We start from the raw sequence: 15,937 nt of genomic DNA, 5'->3' as shown, positions 1-15,937 counted from the left end.
TATACCGGCGGATTAAACAGCGCGGCGAACCATCAATTCCTTGATCTTGCCAATCGCCTTCGTCGGGTTGAGGCCCTTCGGGCACACATCGACGCAGTTCATGATGCTATGGCAACGGAACAGACGGTACGGGTCGTTCAGGTTGTCCAGCCGCTCGCTGGTGGCCTGGTCACGGCTGTCCGCGATAAAGCGGTAGGCCTGCAGCAGACCGGCCGGGCCAACGAACTTGTCCGGGTTCCACCAGAACGACGGGCACGACGTCGAGCAGCTTGCGCACAAGATGCACTCGTACAGGCCGTCCAGCTCGTCACGTTCCTGCGGCGATTGCAGACGCTCCTTCTCGGGCGGCGGCTCGTCGTTGATCAGGAACGGCTTGATCGAGTTGTACTGCTTGAAGAAGTTCGTCATGTCGACGATCAGGTCGCGCACCACGGGCAGGCCGGGCAGCGGACGCAGCACGATGCGGTCCGGCAGCTCGCGCATGTTCGTCAGGCAGGCCAGGCCGTTCTTGCCGTTGATGTTCATCGCGTCCGAGCCGCACACGCCTTCACGGCACGAGCGACGGAACGAGATCGTCTCATCGAGCTTCTTCAGCTTGACCAGCGCGTCCAGCAGCATGCGCTCGTGACCGTCGAGTTCCACCTCGTAGGTCTGCATGCGGGGCGCGGCGTCCTTGTCCGGATCGTAGCGGTAGACTTCGAAAATACGCTTCATTTCTGTGGGTCCTGTTTTCTCTACGACGCGGGTATCAGAACGTACGGGCCTTCGGCGGAACCGATTCCACCGACAGCGGTTGCATCTTCACCGGCTTGTAGTCGAGGCGGTTGCCTTCGCTGTAGAACAGCGTGTGCTTGAGCCAGTTCTCGTCGTCGCGATTCGGGAAGTCGCTATGGGCGTGGGCGCCACGCGATTCCTTGCGGGCTGCGGCCGAGATCATCGTAGCCTTGGCCACTTCCACCAGGTTCGACACTTCCAGGGCTTCCACCAGCGCGGTGTTAAAGACCTTCGACTTGTCCTTCAGGTGGATGTTGTTGGCGCGCTCGGCCACTTCCAGGATGCGCTCGACGCCTTCGTCCATCAGCTTCTGCGTACGGAACACGCCGGCGTGCGATTGCATGTTGCGGCGGATATCGTTGGCCACGTCCTGGGTGTATTCACCCGAGGTCGTGCCCTGCAGCTTGGCCAGACGGGCCATGGCGCGGTCGGCGGCATCTGCCGGCAGCGGCTTGTGTTCCTTCTGCTTCATCGCGTTGGCGACGATGTGGTTACCGGCCGCACGGCCGAACACCACGAGGTCGAGCAGCGAGTTCGTGCCCAGGCGGTTGGCGCCGTGCACCGACACGCACGAGCATTCGCCGATGGCGTAGAAGCCGTTGACCACTTCGTTCGGGTTGCCGTTCTTCGGCACCACGACCTGACCGTGGAAGTTCGTCGGAATGCCACCCATCTGGTAGTGGATGGTCGGCACCACGGGGATCGGTTCCTTGATCGCGTCGACGTTGGCGAACTTCATGCCGATTTCGCGGATCGACGGCAGACGCTTCATGATCGTCTCGGCGCCGACGTGCGTCAGGTCGAGCAACACGTAGTCGCCGTTCGGACCGCAGCCGCGGCCTTCCTTGATTTCCTGGTCCATCGAACGCGAGACGAAGTCACGCGGAGCCAGATCCTTCAGCGTCGGGGCATAGCGCTCCATGAAGCGCTCGCCATCCTTGTTACGCAGGATACCGCCCTCGCCGCGCACGCCTTCCGTGATCAGCACGCCCGCGCCGGCCACGCCGGTCGGGTGGAACTGCCAGAACTCCATGTCTTCCAGCGGGACGCCGGCACGTGCCGCCATGCCCAGGCCATCACCGGTGTTGATGAAGGCGTTGGTGGAAGCCGCGTAGATACGGCCGGCACCGCCGGTCGCGAACAGCGTGGTCTTGGCTTCGAGGATATAGACTTCGCCGGTTTCCATTTCCAGCGCGGTCACGCCCAGCACGTCGCCGTCCTCGTCGCGGATCAGGTCCAGCGCCATCCATTCGACGAAGAAGTGGGTCTTGGCGCGAACGTTGCGCTGGTACAGCGTGTGCAGCAGCGCGTGACCGGTACGGTCAGCGGCCGCGCAAGCGCGTTGCACCGGCTTTTCGCCGTAGTTGGCGGTGTGGCCGCCGAACGGACGCTGGTAAATCGTGCCATCGGCGTTACGGTCGAACGGCATGCCGAAGTGTTCGAGTTCGTACACGACCTTCGGTGCTTCACGGCACATGAACTCGATGGCGTCCTGGTCGCCCAGCCAGTCCGAGCCCTTGATGGTGTCGTAGAAGTGATAGTGCCAGTTGTCTTCGCTCATGTTGCCGAGCGAAGCACCGATACCGCCCTGCGCCGCCACGGTGTGCGAGCGCGTCGGGAAAACCTTCGACAGCACGGCCACGTTCAGGCCGGCTTCCGCGAGCTGGAGGGATGCGCGCATCCCGGCGCCGCCCGCCCCGACGATGACCACGTCAAATTTGCGACGCGGCAATCCAGTCTTGACTGCGACCATTTATTACACCCTCCAGAGAATCTGAGCAGCGTAGCCCGCGCAACCGACGAGCCACAGAATCGTTAGAACTTGCAGCACGAGGCGCACGGCCATCGGCTTCACGTAGTCCATCCAGATATCGCGCACGCCGATCCACGCATGGAACAGCAGGGACAGGATGGTCAGGAACGTCAGGATCTTCATCCACTGATTGGCGAAGAGACCCGACCAGCCTTCGTACGAAGGGTTGCCGAAGGCGAGATACACAGCTGCGAGCACCACGGTGAACACCACCATGATGACCGCGGTAACGCGTTGCGCGAGCCAGTCTTTCAGACCGTAGTGCGCGCCGACAACCAGGCGCTTGGGACCAATATTATTGTTTGCCACCTTGATTCTCCTCAGAACAGACCGAACAGCTTCAGACCGAAGATCAGGGTGAGCAGCAGGCTGACCACCAGCACCGTGACAGCCGACTTGGCCGAGGCGGGCTTGGTTACGCCAACGTGCACATCGAGCAGCAGGAATCGGATGCCGGCACAGAAGTGATGCAGGTAACCCCAGATCAGGGCCAGGATCACAACTTTGATAAAGCCGTTGGACAGCAGGGCCGAGAACTTGGCGAAGCTCAGTTCGGAGGTGACGCTCTGCTCAAACAGGTACAGAACGAAAGGAAGGAGGAGGAACATCATTGCGCCGCTTACGCGATGCAGGATGGATACCTTGCCGGCCCAGGGCAACCGATAGCGCGAGATTTGCGCGATACCGATGTTCCGGAACTCCGGCCTGGCTTGTTTGACGGCTTCAGCCATGCGAGACCCCATTTGCGGTGAAAAGAAAACAGCAAAAGTACGACACTGCCATTGCTCCCAATTGCATTGGCGCGCCACAGCGGGTACCGTGGCTGCACCGGATTGCATCAAGCGTGTGGGTGACACTGGATGCAAATGAATGCAGTGGAGCAAATCCAGATGATTTTAGCGCCTTTGTTGCGCGGCGCACCAATAATTTTCGCCTATCGCGCACCAACACGGCGTGCCCGACAATCGCACGCGACAGTGTTTGTACCGTTTCAGGCGGGAAAAATCTGGCCATTCCATTCACGCTCGACAATGGTTGAAGCAGGTCCCATACACGCGCCACAATAATCGACGCCCTGGACCGCTCTCTCATCGCCATCGCGCATTAACTCAAGTCGTTTTGGTAATAGTGCCGCGTCGTGACATACAGACCGCGGCGGACTTCCACCGGGCGGTCACCATATGTGAATGAGACACGCTCCACCGATAGCAGCGGTGAGCCCGGTGCCACCGACAGCAATTCCGCCGCCGTATCATCGGCAACCACCGCACGGATCTTCTCCGTGGCGCGGATCATCCGCGTGCCGAACTCGCCCTCGAAGAGCGCGTACATCGGGCCCTTCCACTCGTTGAGCTTTTCGGCCGTCAGGCCCTTGAAGTTGGCGCCCAGCAGCCAGATCTCGTCCAGCACCGTGGCTTCATTCGAGAAAGTCAGCACGCGGCGGATCTGCACCACGCTATCGCCAGTGCGAATATCTAGCAGGCGGGCGATCTCGGCAGGCGCACGCAACCGCTTGCATTCGAGCACGCGGCTGGAGCCGTAATGGGGTTCGCCCTCGTCGGGTACCAGACGGAGGAAGCGGAATTTAACCACGTCCTCATAATGGGTAGTCACGAACGTGCCCTTGCCCTGACGACGCGCCACCAGATTCTCGGCGGCCAGTTCGTCGATGGCCTTGCGCACGGTGCCTTGGCTCACCTTGTAGCGGGCAGCCAGATCCATCTCGCTCGGAATCATTTCGCCCGGCTTCCACTCGCCCGTCTGCAGGCTTTGCATGATCAGGGCCTTGATCTGCTGGTAAAGTGGGCTGAAAGTCGGCGACGGCGCGGCCGTCGCGGGGGCGACTGCAGCGCCCGGCGCGTTCGTGGACGGCTGCGTCCCGGCGCCGCTTTGGGGGGCGCCCGATTCCGGCGCGCCATTGGCGGCGGCTGCGGGCAGGGACGTAGGCAGGGATGACATAGCCCGGATTCAACCACAAAAGCGAGAATCACGTCCAGCACGCTATGAAATGTCTTATGTCTTATATAAGACATATGAATTGACATCAATCAGGGCTCACCCTACACTCGCGCAGGTCCGTGCCGTTGCTCCCGAATACCCCTTTGCGGGATGCGACGCACCACTCAGCAGTAGTAGACTTACGCCTTGTCGCCCACGACGCCTGCACCTGGCCGGAAGCGCACTCTCGTTGCCCGGTCACGCGCGAATGCCCGCGGGTTCCGCGGCGGACGCCCGCCTGCCTTCGTGGCGACACGCGACCAGCACCCGGTGACGCGCCGGGCCGCTCCATACCCTGGAGACCCAAGCGCCACCGACCGGTTACCCCCTCTTTTCGTTTGGAGACTTACTCATGGCTAAAGCCCCAATGCGCGTCGCAGTCACCGGCGCCGCTGGCCAGATCGGCTATTCCCTGCTGTTCCGCATCGCCAACGGCGACATGCTCGGCAAAGACCAGCCGGTCATCCTCCAACTGCTCGATCTCCCGCAAGCCCAGGCCGCCGTCAAGGGCGTGGTGATGGAACTGGAAGACTGCGCGTTCCCGCTGCTGGCCGGCGTGGTCATTACCGACGACCCCAAGGTCGCCTTCAAGGATGCCGACGTTGCCCTGCTGGTGGGCGCGCGTCCGCGTAGCAAGGGCATGGAACGCAAGGACCTGCTCGAAGCCAACGCCCAGATCTTCACGGTGCAAGGCAAGGCCCTGGACGAAGTGGCCAGCCGCGACGTCAAGGTGCTGGTGGTCGGCAACCCGGCCAACACCAACGCCTACATCGCCATGAAGTCGGCGCCGAACCTGAAGCGCGAGAACTTCACCGCCATGCTGCGCCTGGACCACAACCGTGCCCTGTCGCAAATCGCCGCCAAGACCGGCAAGCCAGTGTCGTCGATCGAGAAGATGTTCGTCTGGGGCAACCACAGCCCGACGATGTACGCCGACTACCGCTACGCCACCGTCGACGGCAAGAGCGTCAAGGACATGATCAACGATCCGGTGTGGAACAACGACGTGTTCCTGCCGACCGTTGGCAAGCGCGGCGCCGCCATCATCGAGGCCCGTGGACTGTCGTCGGCCGCTTCGGCTGCCAACGCCGCCATCGACCACGTGCACGACTGGGTGCTGGGCTCGAACGGCAAGGTCGTTACGATGGGCATCCCGTCGAACGGTGAATACGGCATTCCGAACGATGTGATGTTCGGCTACCCGGTCACCACGGCCAACGGCAAGTACGAAATCGTCAAGGGTCTGGAAATTGACGCGTACAGCCAGGAGAAGATCAACATCACGCTCAAGGAACTGGAAGAAGAGCGTGCCGGCGTGCAACACCTGCTGGGCTGATCCTCCGCGAGCCACCCGCTCATGAAAGACCGGGGTTCCGCATCGATTCTCGAAAATCGGCGCGGACCCCGGTTTTTCTTTTGGGCGCGTAAATCCCATTTTTGAATAACCCTACATTTTCTCCGTATTTAACGTGCATCCATCCGAGGTCTTGTTTCAGGGCGAAGCCATTCCGGTGCAACTGCCGGTGTGTGACCACTATGCCGGTAGCGAAAAGCTCATGCGCAAATCGCTTGCCCTGCAGCAAGCGCTCGGGCCAGTGTTTGATATCACGTTCGACTGCGAGGACGGCGCAGCGGTCGGGCTCGAACGCGAGCACGCCACGCTGTGCGCGCAACTGATCAACAGTGCCGAAAATGCGCACAACCGCGTGGGCGTGCGCATCCACGACCCAGCGCACCCGGGCTGGCGCGAAGACGTCGACATCCTGGTGAGGACAGCCGGCGCCCGACTGGCCTATGTAGTGGTCCCGAAAGTGACCGACGTGGTGGAAGTGGCCCGCGTGACCGATCACGTGAACCAGGTGGCGCGCGCGTCCGGCATTGCCCGCCACATCCCGATACACGTGCTGATTGAGACACATTCAGCGCTCGAGCAAGTCTTCGACATTGCCTCGCTCGTGCAGGTGGAGTGCCTGAGCTTCGGCCTGATGGATTTTGTCTCGGCGCACCACGGCGCGATTCCGGGCGAGGCCATGCGCTCGCCGGAGCAGTTCGAGCATCCGCTGATCCGCCGGGCCATGCTCGAGATTTCGGCAGCCTGCCACCGCCATGGCAAAGTGCCGTCACACAATGTCAGCACCGATGTGCAGAACCCCCAACGCTCGGGCGACGACGCATACCGGGCGCGCGCCGAATTCGGCTATCTGCGTAAATGGAGCATTCATCCGGGCCAGATCGAACCGATTGTGTCGGCCTTCCGCCCCGGGAACAGCGAGATCGGCGCGGCAAGCCAGATCCTGCTCGCGGCGCACGAGAACAACTGGGCGCCGATCCGCCACGACGGCCAACTCCATGACCGCGCAAGCTATCGCTATTACTGGTCGCTGCTGCAGCGTGCCCATGCCACTGGCACGAAACTGCCCTCGCCGGTGACGGAGTTGTTCTTCGACTGACACCAGTCCGAAACGCGGACTGCTCATTTTTGCCCTGAAGTGGCCGATGACAAACCGTCCGCGGACAATTGTGTAACCAATGACCGACGGGCTTCGCCCCGTGGGGCAAATCGTAGAGAATAGCGGCGGAAAGTTGTAGCCGGAGCGCCCCCCGGCGCTCCCCAGCGGACCGTACGACTAACAGCCGTTTTTGATTATTCAGAAAACCGGAAGGAAGACACAATGAAACACATCGTGCTGGCCGCCTGCCTTGGCGCCCTGACCCTGACATCCGCCGGCGCCGCGCTGGCCCAGGAACCGGCCAAGAAACCGGCCGCTACCAAGAAGACGGCCTCGAAGAAGACCACCAAGAAGACCGAGGCAGCCGCCCCGGTTGAAGCGCCGGCCGGCGAAAAGTGGCAATGCGAACTGGGCCATGCGCTCTACATCACCGGCAACATGCAGCGTGACGAGGTGATCGGCGTGAACTGGGAAGGCAAGGTCTACCGCCTGCCGCGCCAGAACACCGTGACCGGCGCCGACCGCTACTTCGACCAACGCACCGGCATGGATCTGGTGGTGATCCCGAGCAAGGCCATGCTGTTCAACCGGAACCTCGGTCAGCGCCTGGCGGACGAATGCCAGACGGCAGACATGCAGGCCGGCGGCTCCGCGCCGACCGTTGCCGGCGCGCTGCGCGCCCCGGTGGCCACGCCGCTGCTGGTGGCTCCGTCGCAACCGGCCCAGCCGGCAGATGCGCAACCCGCATCCGCACAATCCGCACCGAAGCAATAATTCCGCAGTAAAGTCCTGTTTTACCTTTGCCTGACCCGCTCGGGGTCAGGCCGAGTCGTGGTAACGGTGCGCGTCCGGTCCCGCCGGCCGCGCCGCTTGCATGGCGGCGGAACCCAATCGCGCACCGGGGTCTTAAGAATAAGAATGTTCAGAAGCGTCCCGCGTCACCCTTCGATTGGAGTCAGGCAATGCCCCACAATCTCAATAACACCCTGAAAGAATTCAAGCTCGGCACTGGCGGCCGCGGCCAGTACTATTCCCTGCCCCAGCTGGGCAAGGCCCTGGGCGTGAAGATCGAACGCCTGCCGGTGTCGATTCGTGTGGTCCTGGAATCCGTGCTGCGCAACTGCGACGGCAAGAAGGTGACCGAGGAACACGTCCGCCAACTGGCCAACTGGAAGCCGAACGCCGAGCGCGTGGATGAAATCCCGTTCGTCGTGGCCCGCGTGGTGCTGCAGGACTTCACGGGCGTGCCGCTGCTGGCCGACCTGGCTGCCATGCGCAACGTGGCCGAGAAGATGGGCAAGAACCCGAAGAAGATCGAGCCGCTGGTTCCCGTGGACCTGGTGGTCGATCACTCGGTGCAGATCGACCACTTCCGCGAAAAGAACGCCCTGGACCTGAACATGCAACTGGAGTTCAAGCGCAATAACGAGCGCTACCAGTTCATGAAGTGGGGGATGCAGGCATTCGACACCTTTGGCGTGGTGCAGCCCGGCTTCGGCATCGTGCACCAGGTCAACCTGGAATATCTGGCGCGCGGCGTGCACAAGAAGGATGGCGTCTATTATCCGGACACCCTCGTCGGCACCGATTCCCACACCACGATGATTAACGGCATTGGCGTAGTCGGCTGGGGCGTGGGAGGTATCGAGGCCGAAGCCGGCATGCTGGGCCAGCCGGTCTACTTCCTGACCCCGGACGTGGTGGGCGTGGAACTGAAGGGCCGACTGCGCGAAGGCGTAACGGCCACCGATCTGGTGCTGACCATCACCGAGATGCTGCGTCGCGAAAAGGTCGTCGGCAAGTTCGTGGAATTCTTCGGCGAAGGCACGGCCAGCCTGACCACGCCGGACCGCGCCACGATCGGCAACATGGCGCCCGAGTACGGCGCGACGATGGGCTTCTTCCCGGTCGACGAGAAGACGATCGACTATTTCCGTGGCACGGGCCGCACCGACGAGGAAATCGCCGCGTTCGAGGGCTACTTCCGCGCCCAGAAAATGTTCGGCGTTCCGCGCGCTGGCGAGATCGACTACAGCAAGACGTTGACGCTGGACCTGGGCGCCGTGGCCCCGTCACTGGCCGGCCCGAAGCGCCCGCAGGACCGTATCGAGATTGGCCACGTCAAGGAAACGTTCAAGTCGCTGTTTGCCAAGCCAGTGGCCGAGAACGGTTTCAACAAGGACGTCGCAGACCTGGACCGCGAGTACACGAACGCCGACGGCGTGAAGGTGCACAACGGCGATGTGCTGATTGCCGCGATCACGTCGTGCACGAACACGTCGAACCCCAGCGTGCTGCTGGCCGCCGGTCTGCTGGCCAAGAAGGCCGTGGAAGCTGGCCTGAAGGTCGCGCCGCACATCAAGACGTCGCTGGCCCCTGGCAGCCGCGTGGTCACGGAATACCTGAAGGCCGCCGGCCTGCTGCCGTACCTGGACAAGCTCGGCTTCGGCGTCACCGCGTACGGCTGCACCACCTGCATCGGTAACGCCGGCGACCTGACCCAGGCGCTCAACGACACGATCGTGCAGAACGACATCGTGGCCGCCGCCGTACTGTCGGGCAACCGCAACTTCGAAGCTCGGATCCACCCGAACATCCGCGCCAACTTCCTGGCATCGCCGCCGCTGGTGGTGGCTTATGCCATCGCCGGCAACGTCACGCGCGACCTGATGACCGAGCCAGTGGGCAAGGGCAAGGGTGGCAAGGACATCTGGCTGGGCGACATCTGGCCGACGTCGGAAGAAATCCATGCGCTGCTGAAGTACGCGATGGACGCCAAGACGTTCAAGGGCAACTACGAGCAGGTCAGGAAGCCGAGCAAGCTGTGGGCGGCAATCAAGGGCACGAAGGGCCAGGTCTACGACTGGCCGAAGTCGACCTACATCGCCGAGCCGCCGTTCTTCCAGGACTTCGCGCTCGAGCCGACCGGCGAAGCCGTGACCGTCCGTGGCGCCCGCGCGCTGGGCGTGTTCGGCGACTCCGTGACGACCGACCATATCTCCCCGGCCGGTTCGATCAAGGACACCTCACCTGCCGGCAAGTACCTGCTGTCGCATGGCGTGCTCAAGGCCGACTTCAACAGCTACGGCTCGCGCCGCGGCAACCATGAGGTGATGATGCGCGGCACGTTCGCCAACGTCCGCATCAAGAACCTGATGATCCCGGTCAAGGCCGACGGCTCCCGCGTGGAAGGCGGCATCACGCTGCACCAGCCCACCGGTGAGGAATTGTCGATCTATGACGCCGCGATGAAGTACATTGCCGAAGGCACGCCCACAGTGGTGTTCGGTGGCGAAGAGTACGGCACCGGCTCGTCGCGCGACTGGGCGGCCAAGGGCACCCAGCTGCTGGGCGTGAAGGCCGTGATCGCACGCAGCTTCGAGCGTATCCACCGTTCGAACCTGGTGGGCATGGGCGTGCTGCCGCTGCAGTTCAAGGGCAACGACAGCGTGCAGTCGCTCGGCATCGTCGGCAACGAAACCTTCGACGTGGAAGGCATCGAAGGCGACCTGAAGCCGCAGCAGGACGTGACGCTGGTCATCCACCGCGCCAACGGCGACACGCAACGCGTACCGGTGCTGCTCCGCATCGACACGCCGATCGAGGTCGACTACTACAACCACGGCGGCATCCTGCCGTTCGTGCTGCGTCAACTGCTGGCCGCCTGATTCGCCAGCCGCTGACCGAAACCGCCGTCCCGGCTTGCAAAGCGGGGCGGCGGTTTTGTTTTTGCGGGTAATCCCCACCCCGTCGCGTAAGTTTTGCGCAAGCCTGCACTGCCAGACTCGCCCCACACGGATTCAGCGTGACTTATACCAAGACAAAGACGGAGACATCACATGGTGAAGATTCTGATCGCTTTTGTAGTCGTGGCGGGCGCCTGCCTGTACTTGCTGACCAAGGGCGGCGGCGAGGTTTCGATGGCTGGCGAGTCGCACAGCACCGAATCGCACGCACCGGCGGCTCAAAAGTAATCCAACAATGCAAACAACAGCCTGATTGAGGGTTCGCGAGGACTGCACCCGCCTGCGCAACGAGTAGAATACCGTTTTACGAAAAACGGACGTTCTCTACATATATGGCAGGTTTTCGCCCCAAGTCTTCCGCCAGACTCTCTCCTGACGCCGAACGGCTGGTGGCCGACGCGCTCGCCCTGGATGCATCGGGCAGCCGCATGGAGGACGGGTATTGGGAGCGTCGGCTGTCGCAGCGGCTCCATCGCCTGCTGAAAAACGGCAGCCAGACCGCGCTCGACGCCGCGCTCGAACACCTGTTCAAGCACAACGCCGATGCGTCCGACGTGCTGGCCGAACAGGCCGAAACCCTGGCCGAATCGGCCACCATCGAAGTCGACGGCGCCAAGCTGGATGTGCTGCTGATCGCGGCACCGATCCTGGCCCATACACGCTACGCGATTCCATCGGGCGCGCTGAAGCCGGAACTGGCCCAGACGCTGGCCGTGCATCTGCAGGCGCATGTGCTGGCCACCGGCACCAAGGTGGCGCTGTCGCCGTACCTCTACAGCATCGACCAACTGCCGCGCAGCCATAGCGACACCTTCGCCCTGACCCACAAGCTGGCTACTGCCGCACTGGCCGGGACCATGCCGAAGGTGGACCTGCGTGATCTGCCCGAAACCGCGCCGATCCTGGCCGATCCGCGCTACCTGCTGGCCGTGGTGGTGGCCCCGCACGAAGGCGCGCTGTTCCGCTGGCAGGAAGATGCCAAGGAGCACCACGCCGAGCGTTCGGTGTGCCTCGAACAGTGGCGCCAGCAGGTGCAGCCGACCGTCGCGCTCCTGCTGCCCGGCTGCGAGTTCGAACTGCTGCTGCCGGATGCCTTCTTCCTGTCCTGCCGCGAATCGGACAAGAGCATCCGTCCGCTGACCGTGCGCGCCGCCGTGAACTACCTGTGCGGCACGCTCGATGTGCCGGCCGGCCAACTGGCCGCCGTGGTGGCCGGGTTCGGCGAGGAAGTGGTTGAGGAATATCGCGTCGGCTTCACGATGCGTGGCGAGAAGGAAGTGATCTACGGCATCGTCTGGCCTGTCTATGGCCGCGAAGCTGGCGAGGCCGATGCCGAGGAAAAGGGCAATCCGGTCGAGCAGATCTGCGAGGAACTGCGCAACGCCGGTGTCGAGGACATCTTCCGCCATGCGGCGCTGTTCGATCCGGAATATTGCGAGGATTGCGGCACCCCGCTCTACGCGGACCGCTCCGGCGAAATCGTCCACGCGGAACTGCCCGAGGACGCGCCGACGCAACAGCCGCTGTTCCACTGACCGCGCAGTCCGAAAATGAAAAACCCGCCAGATCTGGCGGGTTTTTCATTTCATCCGACGCTCATCGAACGCTCATCGAACACTCACGCAGCGCCACAAGCCATGCCCTGACGCCGCGTACTTGCGTTCGAACGGCGTCATCGGCGTCTCCGCCTGCCACGACTCGGTTTGCGTCGGGCGCCCCACCATCGTCAGCGCGGCCGAGAACTCGTCGATGTAGATCTTCCAGTTGCTGCGGCATTCGAGATAGTCACCGCACGCCGCCAGCGCGGGAAATACGGCGTGTCCATGCCAACGCCGGCTCAAATGGCCAATCTTGGGCCACGGGTTCGGATACAGCACATAGTGCCGCGTGACCTGCACACCCGCGCCCTGCACCAACCGCCAGAAATCGACCAGATCCGCGCGCGCCCAATGGAAATTCTCGGGCAGGGGTGCATCCCACCAGTCCTTGCCGGCCGTCAGGCGCTTTTCCGATTGATCCACACCGATGACATAGTGATCCGGAAATGCCGTGGCGAGACGCAACGTGCTTTCCCCGACACCGCAGCCCGCATCGAGAATCAGCGGCGCGCTACCCGCCCGCTGCCACGCGTCGATGGCCGCATCGAACGCGTGCTGGCTCGGCGCGCCAATCGGCTTGCGGAATGGCTCAGCCAGATGACGCTCCACCAGCGTGGCCAGATGCTCATGGATATCGGACTGTGCCGACGAAATCGTGCGGGAATTGGCAAACATGGCCGCGATTGTACTGGGTCTGCAACGATGTATAGTTACCGGCACAATATGGCCGAACACCGTACGAGGAGCCCACCGATGATCCGCCGCACGCTGCTGCAAGCATCCCTTTCGATTGCGTTGAGCGCCACCGCGCTCACGCTATTGCCCGCCCAGGCGGCTCATGCCGAAGACCTGCGCATCGGCCTGGCCGCCGACGTGACGTCCATGGACCCGCACTGGAACAACTCGGGCCCGAACAACGCCATCGCACTCCATATCTTCGAGTCGCTCGTGTTCATGGACAAGAACGCGCGCTACATTCCCGGCCTCGCGCTGTCGTGGAAGCCGCTCAACGCGATCACGTGGGAGATCAAGCTCCGCCCGAACGTGAAATGGCATGACGGCTCGCCGTTCACGAGCGAGGACGTCAAGGCGTCGCTGGAGCGCCCCGAAAAGCTGACCAACGCGCCGGGGTCGTTCACCAGCTACACCAAGCCGATCGCCCGCATCGACACGCCCGACCCGCTGACCGTGCGCCTGACCATGAGCGTGCCGAACTATGCGAACCTGGCCAACGATCTGAACAGCGTGCCGATCATGCCGAAGAAGATCGCCGCGAACCTGACCCAGGCCGATTTCGATTCGGGCAAGGCGATGATCGGCACGGGTCCGTTCAAGTTCGTGCGCTTCGCGCGCGGCCAGGAAATCGTGATGGCGAAGAATCCCGACTACTGGGGGCCAAAGCCCGAATGGGACCGCGCAATCTTCCGGATCCTGACCGACAACGGCGCGCGCTCGGCCGCCCTGCTGGCCGGCGATGTGGATGTGATCGAAAGCGTGCCATCCGCCGACGTGGCGAAGCTCAAGCAGAACCCGAAATTCAAGATCGAGCAGACCGTGTCGTGGCGCACGATCTTCTGGCAGATGGACCAGTCACGCGACAACCCGCCGTTCGTCACAGACAAGGCAGGCAAGCCGCTCGGCAAGAATCCGTTCAAGGATGCGCGCGTGCGCGCGGCGATCAGCAAGGCCCTCAACCGCGACGCCATCGTCAGCCGCATCATGGAAGGCCTGGCGGTGCCGGCCTCGTCGATCGTCTCGCCGCAGATCTTTGGCCATCCTGGCACCAAGCCGGACGCCTATGACGTGGAAGGCGCGAAGAAGCTGCTGGCCGCCGCAGGATATCCGGACGGTTTCGGCCTGACGCTGCACGCCACGAACAATCGCTATCTGAATGACGCCCAGGTGGCGCAGGCCACGGCCGGGATGCTGACGCGTATCGGCATCCAGACCAAGGTTGAGACGCTGCCCGTGGCCACGTACTTCACGCGCGCGCGCCAGGGGGACTTTGCATTCGAGATGCTAGGCTGGGGATCGGCCGCTGCCGACGTGGCGCTGCGCTCGATCACGGGTACTCCAAACCCGAAGACCGGCTACGGCACGTGGAACTGGGGCAAGTACAGCAATCCGCAGCTCGATCAACTGATCGAGAAATCGCTGACGACGATCTCCAGCGACAAGGCCCGCGAGGAGAATGCCCGCGCGGCGGCCAGGTTCGCGCTGGCCGACCACGCGATCATCCCGTCGCACAGCCAACTGGCGATGTGGGCGATGCGCAAGGGCCTGCGCTATGAGGCGCGCACCGACGAGTGGTCGCTCGCGCAGTTCTTCCATAAGGAATGATGGTGGCCTGACTCCCCTCTCCCACCGGGTGGGAGGGGGAGAAAAAGCGCGACTTCAGATCACCAGCCGTTCTTCCTGCCGCGCATTCGCCGCGCGCAGCTTCTTCACCCAGTCCTTCGCCGGCAGCTTCGTGGTGGACTCCACCACTTCCGCCCTCGCCTCCAGCGTTTCCCAAGACACGTCGATCGCCGGCCCGTTGAATGCCAGCGCGATGACGTTGCCGTCATGCACCTCGGGGAACACCAGCACGCGATTGTCAAACGCATCGCAAATACGCACGATATTCTTCGGGAAACTCTCGTGGTCTCCGAACAGGTTGATCGTCATCACGCCAGGCGCCTTGAGCACGCGACGGCAGGCACGATAGAACGCCGTGGTGTCGAGGACCGGGCCACGCGCGGTGGCGTCGTACAGGTCGACTTGCAATGCGTCGATCGACGCTGTCTGCGCGCCATCCATCACGAAGTCCCATGCGTCCTGCTCGCGCACGGTCAGACGCGCATCGTCCTCGCGCAGACCGAACATGCTGCGGCCGGCCACGATCACGGCGGGATTCAACTCGACCGCCGTCACCTTCGCGCGCGCGAACTGGCGATGGCAGAACTTGGTCAGCGCGGCAGCGCCCAGGCCCAGCTGCGCCACGTGGAAATCCGCAGCCGACGGCGACAGGAACAGCAGCCACGCCATCATCTGCTGGGCGTACTCGAGCTCGATCGCATCGGGCTTGCGCAGGCGCATCGCGCCCTGCACCCACTCGGTGCCGAAATGGAGATAGCGCACGCCATCCATTTCCGAGAACGTCACCGGCGCGAAGCGCGGCGTCATGCGCTTCTCGCCGGCATTGTCGACATCGCCGGCGTCGCCGGACAGCTTCCTGCGCGAGGTTTCACGTTCGCCGCGCGCGGGGCGGCGCGAGGCCACGGCCTCGATAGATTTGCGTTTCAAAAGCGTCATGGAGGAATACAACGCGCTCAAGGCGCGGATCATTGGCCCAGCGCGACCTGCGCGCGCTGGAGCCATTCGCGATTGTGCTCGCGGGCGTGACGCGGCCAGTGGCGCGCGTCGTGAACAATTTCCGAGTACAGCGACTTGGCGCGCTCGCGGTCGGCTGCATCACCCTGGCGGGAAAGCCAGTCGGCATACAGACAGCGCGGCGCGGCATCGCTGGCGCAGGTCAGCGCGCGCTCGAAGGCGTCGCGCGTGCCGGGCGCATCAAGC

Annotated in this window: 15 protein-coding genes and 1 pseudogene; 8 read left to right on the top strand and 8 right to left on the bottom strand. The window is 63.1% G+C overall.

Annotated elements, in window-relative coordinates; genetic code table 11:
* Positions 1–12: 12 nt before the first annotated feature.
* From D769_RS21445 to sdhC, 4 genes are read right to left on the bottom strand one after another with little or no spacing between them, the layout of a single operon-like run.
* Positions 13–714: a succinate dehydrogenase iron-sulfur subunit gene (locus D769_RS21445; protein ID WP_008649360.1), complete on the bottom strand. Its 702-nt coding sequence runs from the start codon at positions 712–714 to the stop codon at positions 13–15.
* A 34-nt stretch (positions 715–748) separates the two neighbouring features.
* Positions 749–2,527, bottom strand: coding sequence for a succinate dehydrogenase flavoprotein subunit (sdhA, locus tag D769_RS21440; RefSeq protein ID WP_008649356.1), 1,779 nt, complete (start codon positions 2,525–2,527; stop codon positions 749–751).
* 3 nt (positions 2,528–2,530) lie between these two features.
* Positions 2,531–2,896, bottom strand: coding sequence for a succinate dehydrogenase, hydrophobic membrane anchor protein (gene sdhD / locus D769_RS21435; protein ID WP_008649354.1), 366 nt, complete (start codon positions 2,894–2,896; stop codon positions 2,531–2,533).
* A gap of 11 nt (positions 2,897–2,907) precedes the next feature.
* The gene (gene sdhC, locus D769_RS21430; protein WP_008649352.1) at positions 2,908–3,318 is read right to left on the bottom strand and encodes a succinate dehydrogenase, cytochrome b556 subunit; all 411 of its coding nucleotides are present in this window, start codon (positions 3,316–3,318) and stop codon (positions 2,908–2,910) included.
* 17 nt (positions 3,319–3,335) lie between these two features.
* Between sdhC and D769_RS31985 the strand changes: the two genes are divergently transcribed.
* Positions 3,336–3,626 (top strand): hypothetical protein, encoded by a 291-nt coding sequence (locus tag D769_RS31985; protein ID WP_152415047.1) that lies wholly within the window; start codon positions 3,336–3,338, stop codon positions 3,624–3,626.
* 65 nt (positions 3,627–3,691) lie between these two features.
* Here the strand turns inward: D769_RS31985 and D769_RS21425 are convergent, their stop codons facing one another.
* The gene (locus D769_RS21425) at positions 3,692–4,546 is read right to left on the bottom strand and encodes a GntR family transcriptional regulator (protein ID WP_008649351.1); all 855 of its coding nucleotides are present in this window, start codon (positions 4,544–4,546) and stop codon (positions 3,692–3,694) included.
* 391 nt (positions 4,547–4,937) lie between these two features.
* On the opposite strand from D769_RS21425, the gene D769_RS21420 reads away from it, so the two are divergent.
* From D769_RS21420 to D769_RS21400, 6 genes are all read left to right on the top strand, one after another.
* Positions 4,938–5,921 (top strand): malate dehydrogenase, encoded by a 984-nt coding sequence (locus tag D769_RS21420; RefSeq protein WP_008649349.1) that lies wholly within the window; start codon positions 4,938–4,940, stop codon positions 5,919–5,921.
* A 133-nt stretch (positions 5,922–6,054) separates the two neighbouring features.
* Positions 6,055–7,035: an aldolase/citrate lyase family protein gene (locus D769_RS21415; protein ID WP_008649348.1), complete on the top strand. Its 981-nt coding sequence runs from the start codon at positions 6,055–6,057 to the stop codon at positions 7,033–7,035.
* Positions 7,036–7,257: 222 nt separating this feature from the next.
* Complete coding sequence (locus D769_RS21410) at positions 7,258–7,809, top strand: hypothetical protein (protein ID WP_008649346.1); 552 nt, start codon at positions 7,258–7,260, stop codon at positions 7,807–7,809.
* 188 nt (positions 7,810–7,997) lie between these two features.
* Positions 7,998–10,703 (top strand): aconitate hydratase AcnA, encoded by a 2,706-nt coding sequence (acnA, locus tag D769_RS21405; RefSeq protein WP_008649344.1) that lies wholly within the window; start codon positions 7,998–8,000, stop codon positions 10,701–10,703.
* Between the two features lie 171 nt (positions 10,704–10,874).
* Positions 10,875–11,009, top strand: coding sequence for a hypothetical protein (locus D769_RS32950; protein ID WP_008649342.1), 135 nt, complete (start codon positions 10,875–10,877; stop codon positions 11,007–11,009).
* Between the two features lie 104 nt (positions 11,010–11,113).
* Positions 11,114–12,316, top strand: a complete 1,203-nt coding sequence (locus D769_RS21400; protein ID WP_008649341.1) for a DUF2863 family protein — start codon at positions 11,114–11,116, stop codon at positions 12,314–12,316.
* Positions 12,317–12,388: 72 nt separating this feature from the next.
* Here the strand turns inward: D769_RS21400 and D769_RS21395 are convergent, their stop codons facing one another.
* Positions 12,389–13,054 carry a methyltransferase domain-containing protein gene (locus D769_RS21395; RefSeq protein WP_008649340.1) on the bottom strand — a complete coding sequence of 222 codons (666 nt, stop codon included), beginning with the start codon at positions 13,052–13,054 and terminating at the stop codon, positions 12,389–12,391.
* A 78-nt stretch (positions 13,055–13,132) separates the two neighbouring features.
* Here D769_RS21395 and D769_RS21390 point away from each other — a divergent pair, with 78 nt between their 5' ends.
* Complete coding sequence (locus D769_RS21390) at positions 13,133–14,719, top strand: ABC transporter substrate-binding protein (protein ID WP_008649339.1); 1,587 nt, start codon at positions 13,133–13,135, stop codon at positions 14,717–14,719.
* 54 nt (positions 14,720–14,773) lie between these two features.
* Here D769_RS21390 and D769_RS21385 read toward each other — a convergent pair whose 3' ends face one another.
* Together D769_RS21385 and D769_RS21380 are read right to left on the bottom strand one after the other, a co-directional pair.
* Positions 14,774–15,673 carry a spermidine synthase gene (locus D769_RS21385; RefSeq protein ID WP_008649338.1) on the bottom strand — a complete coding sequence of 300 codons (900 nt, stop codon included), beginning with the start codon at positions 15,671–15,673 and terminating at the stop codon, positions 14,774–14,776.
* Positions 15,674–15,702: 29 nt separating this feature from the next.
* Positions 15,703–15,937 (bottom strand): annotated as a pseudogene (locus tag D769_RS21380) (hypothetical protein); the annotation flags it as partial.

It is taken from the genome of Cupriavidus sp. HMR-1, from assembly GCF_000319775.1.
GTDB classification, from domain to species: Bacteria; Pseudomonadota; Gammaproteobacteria; order Burkholderiales; family Burkholderiaceae; genus Cupriavidus; species Cupriavidus metallidurans.
The sequence above is the reverse complement of the archived record's forward strand: the minus strand, read 5'-3'. Positions and strand labels throughout refer to the sequence as shown.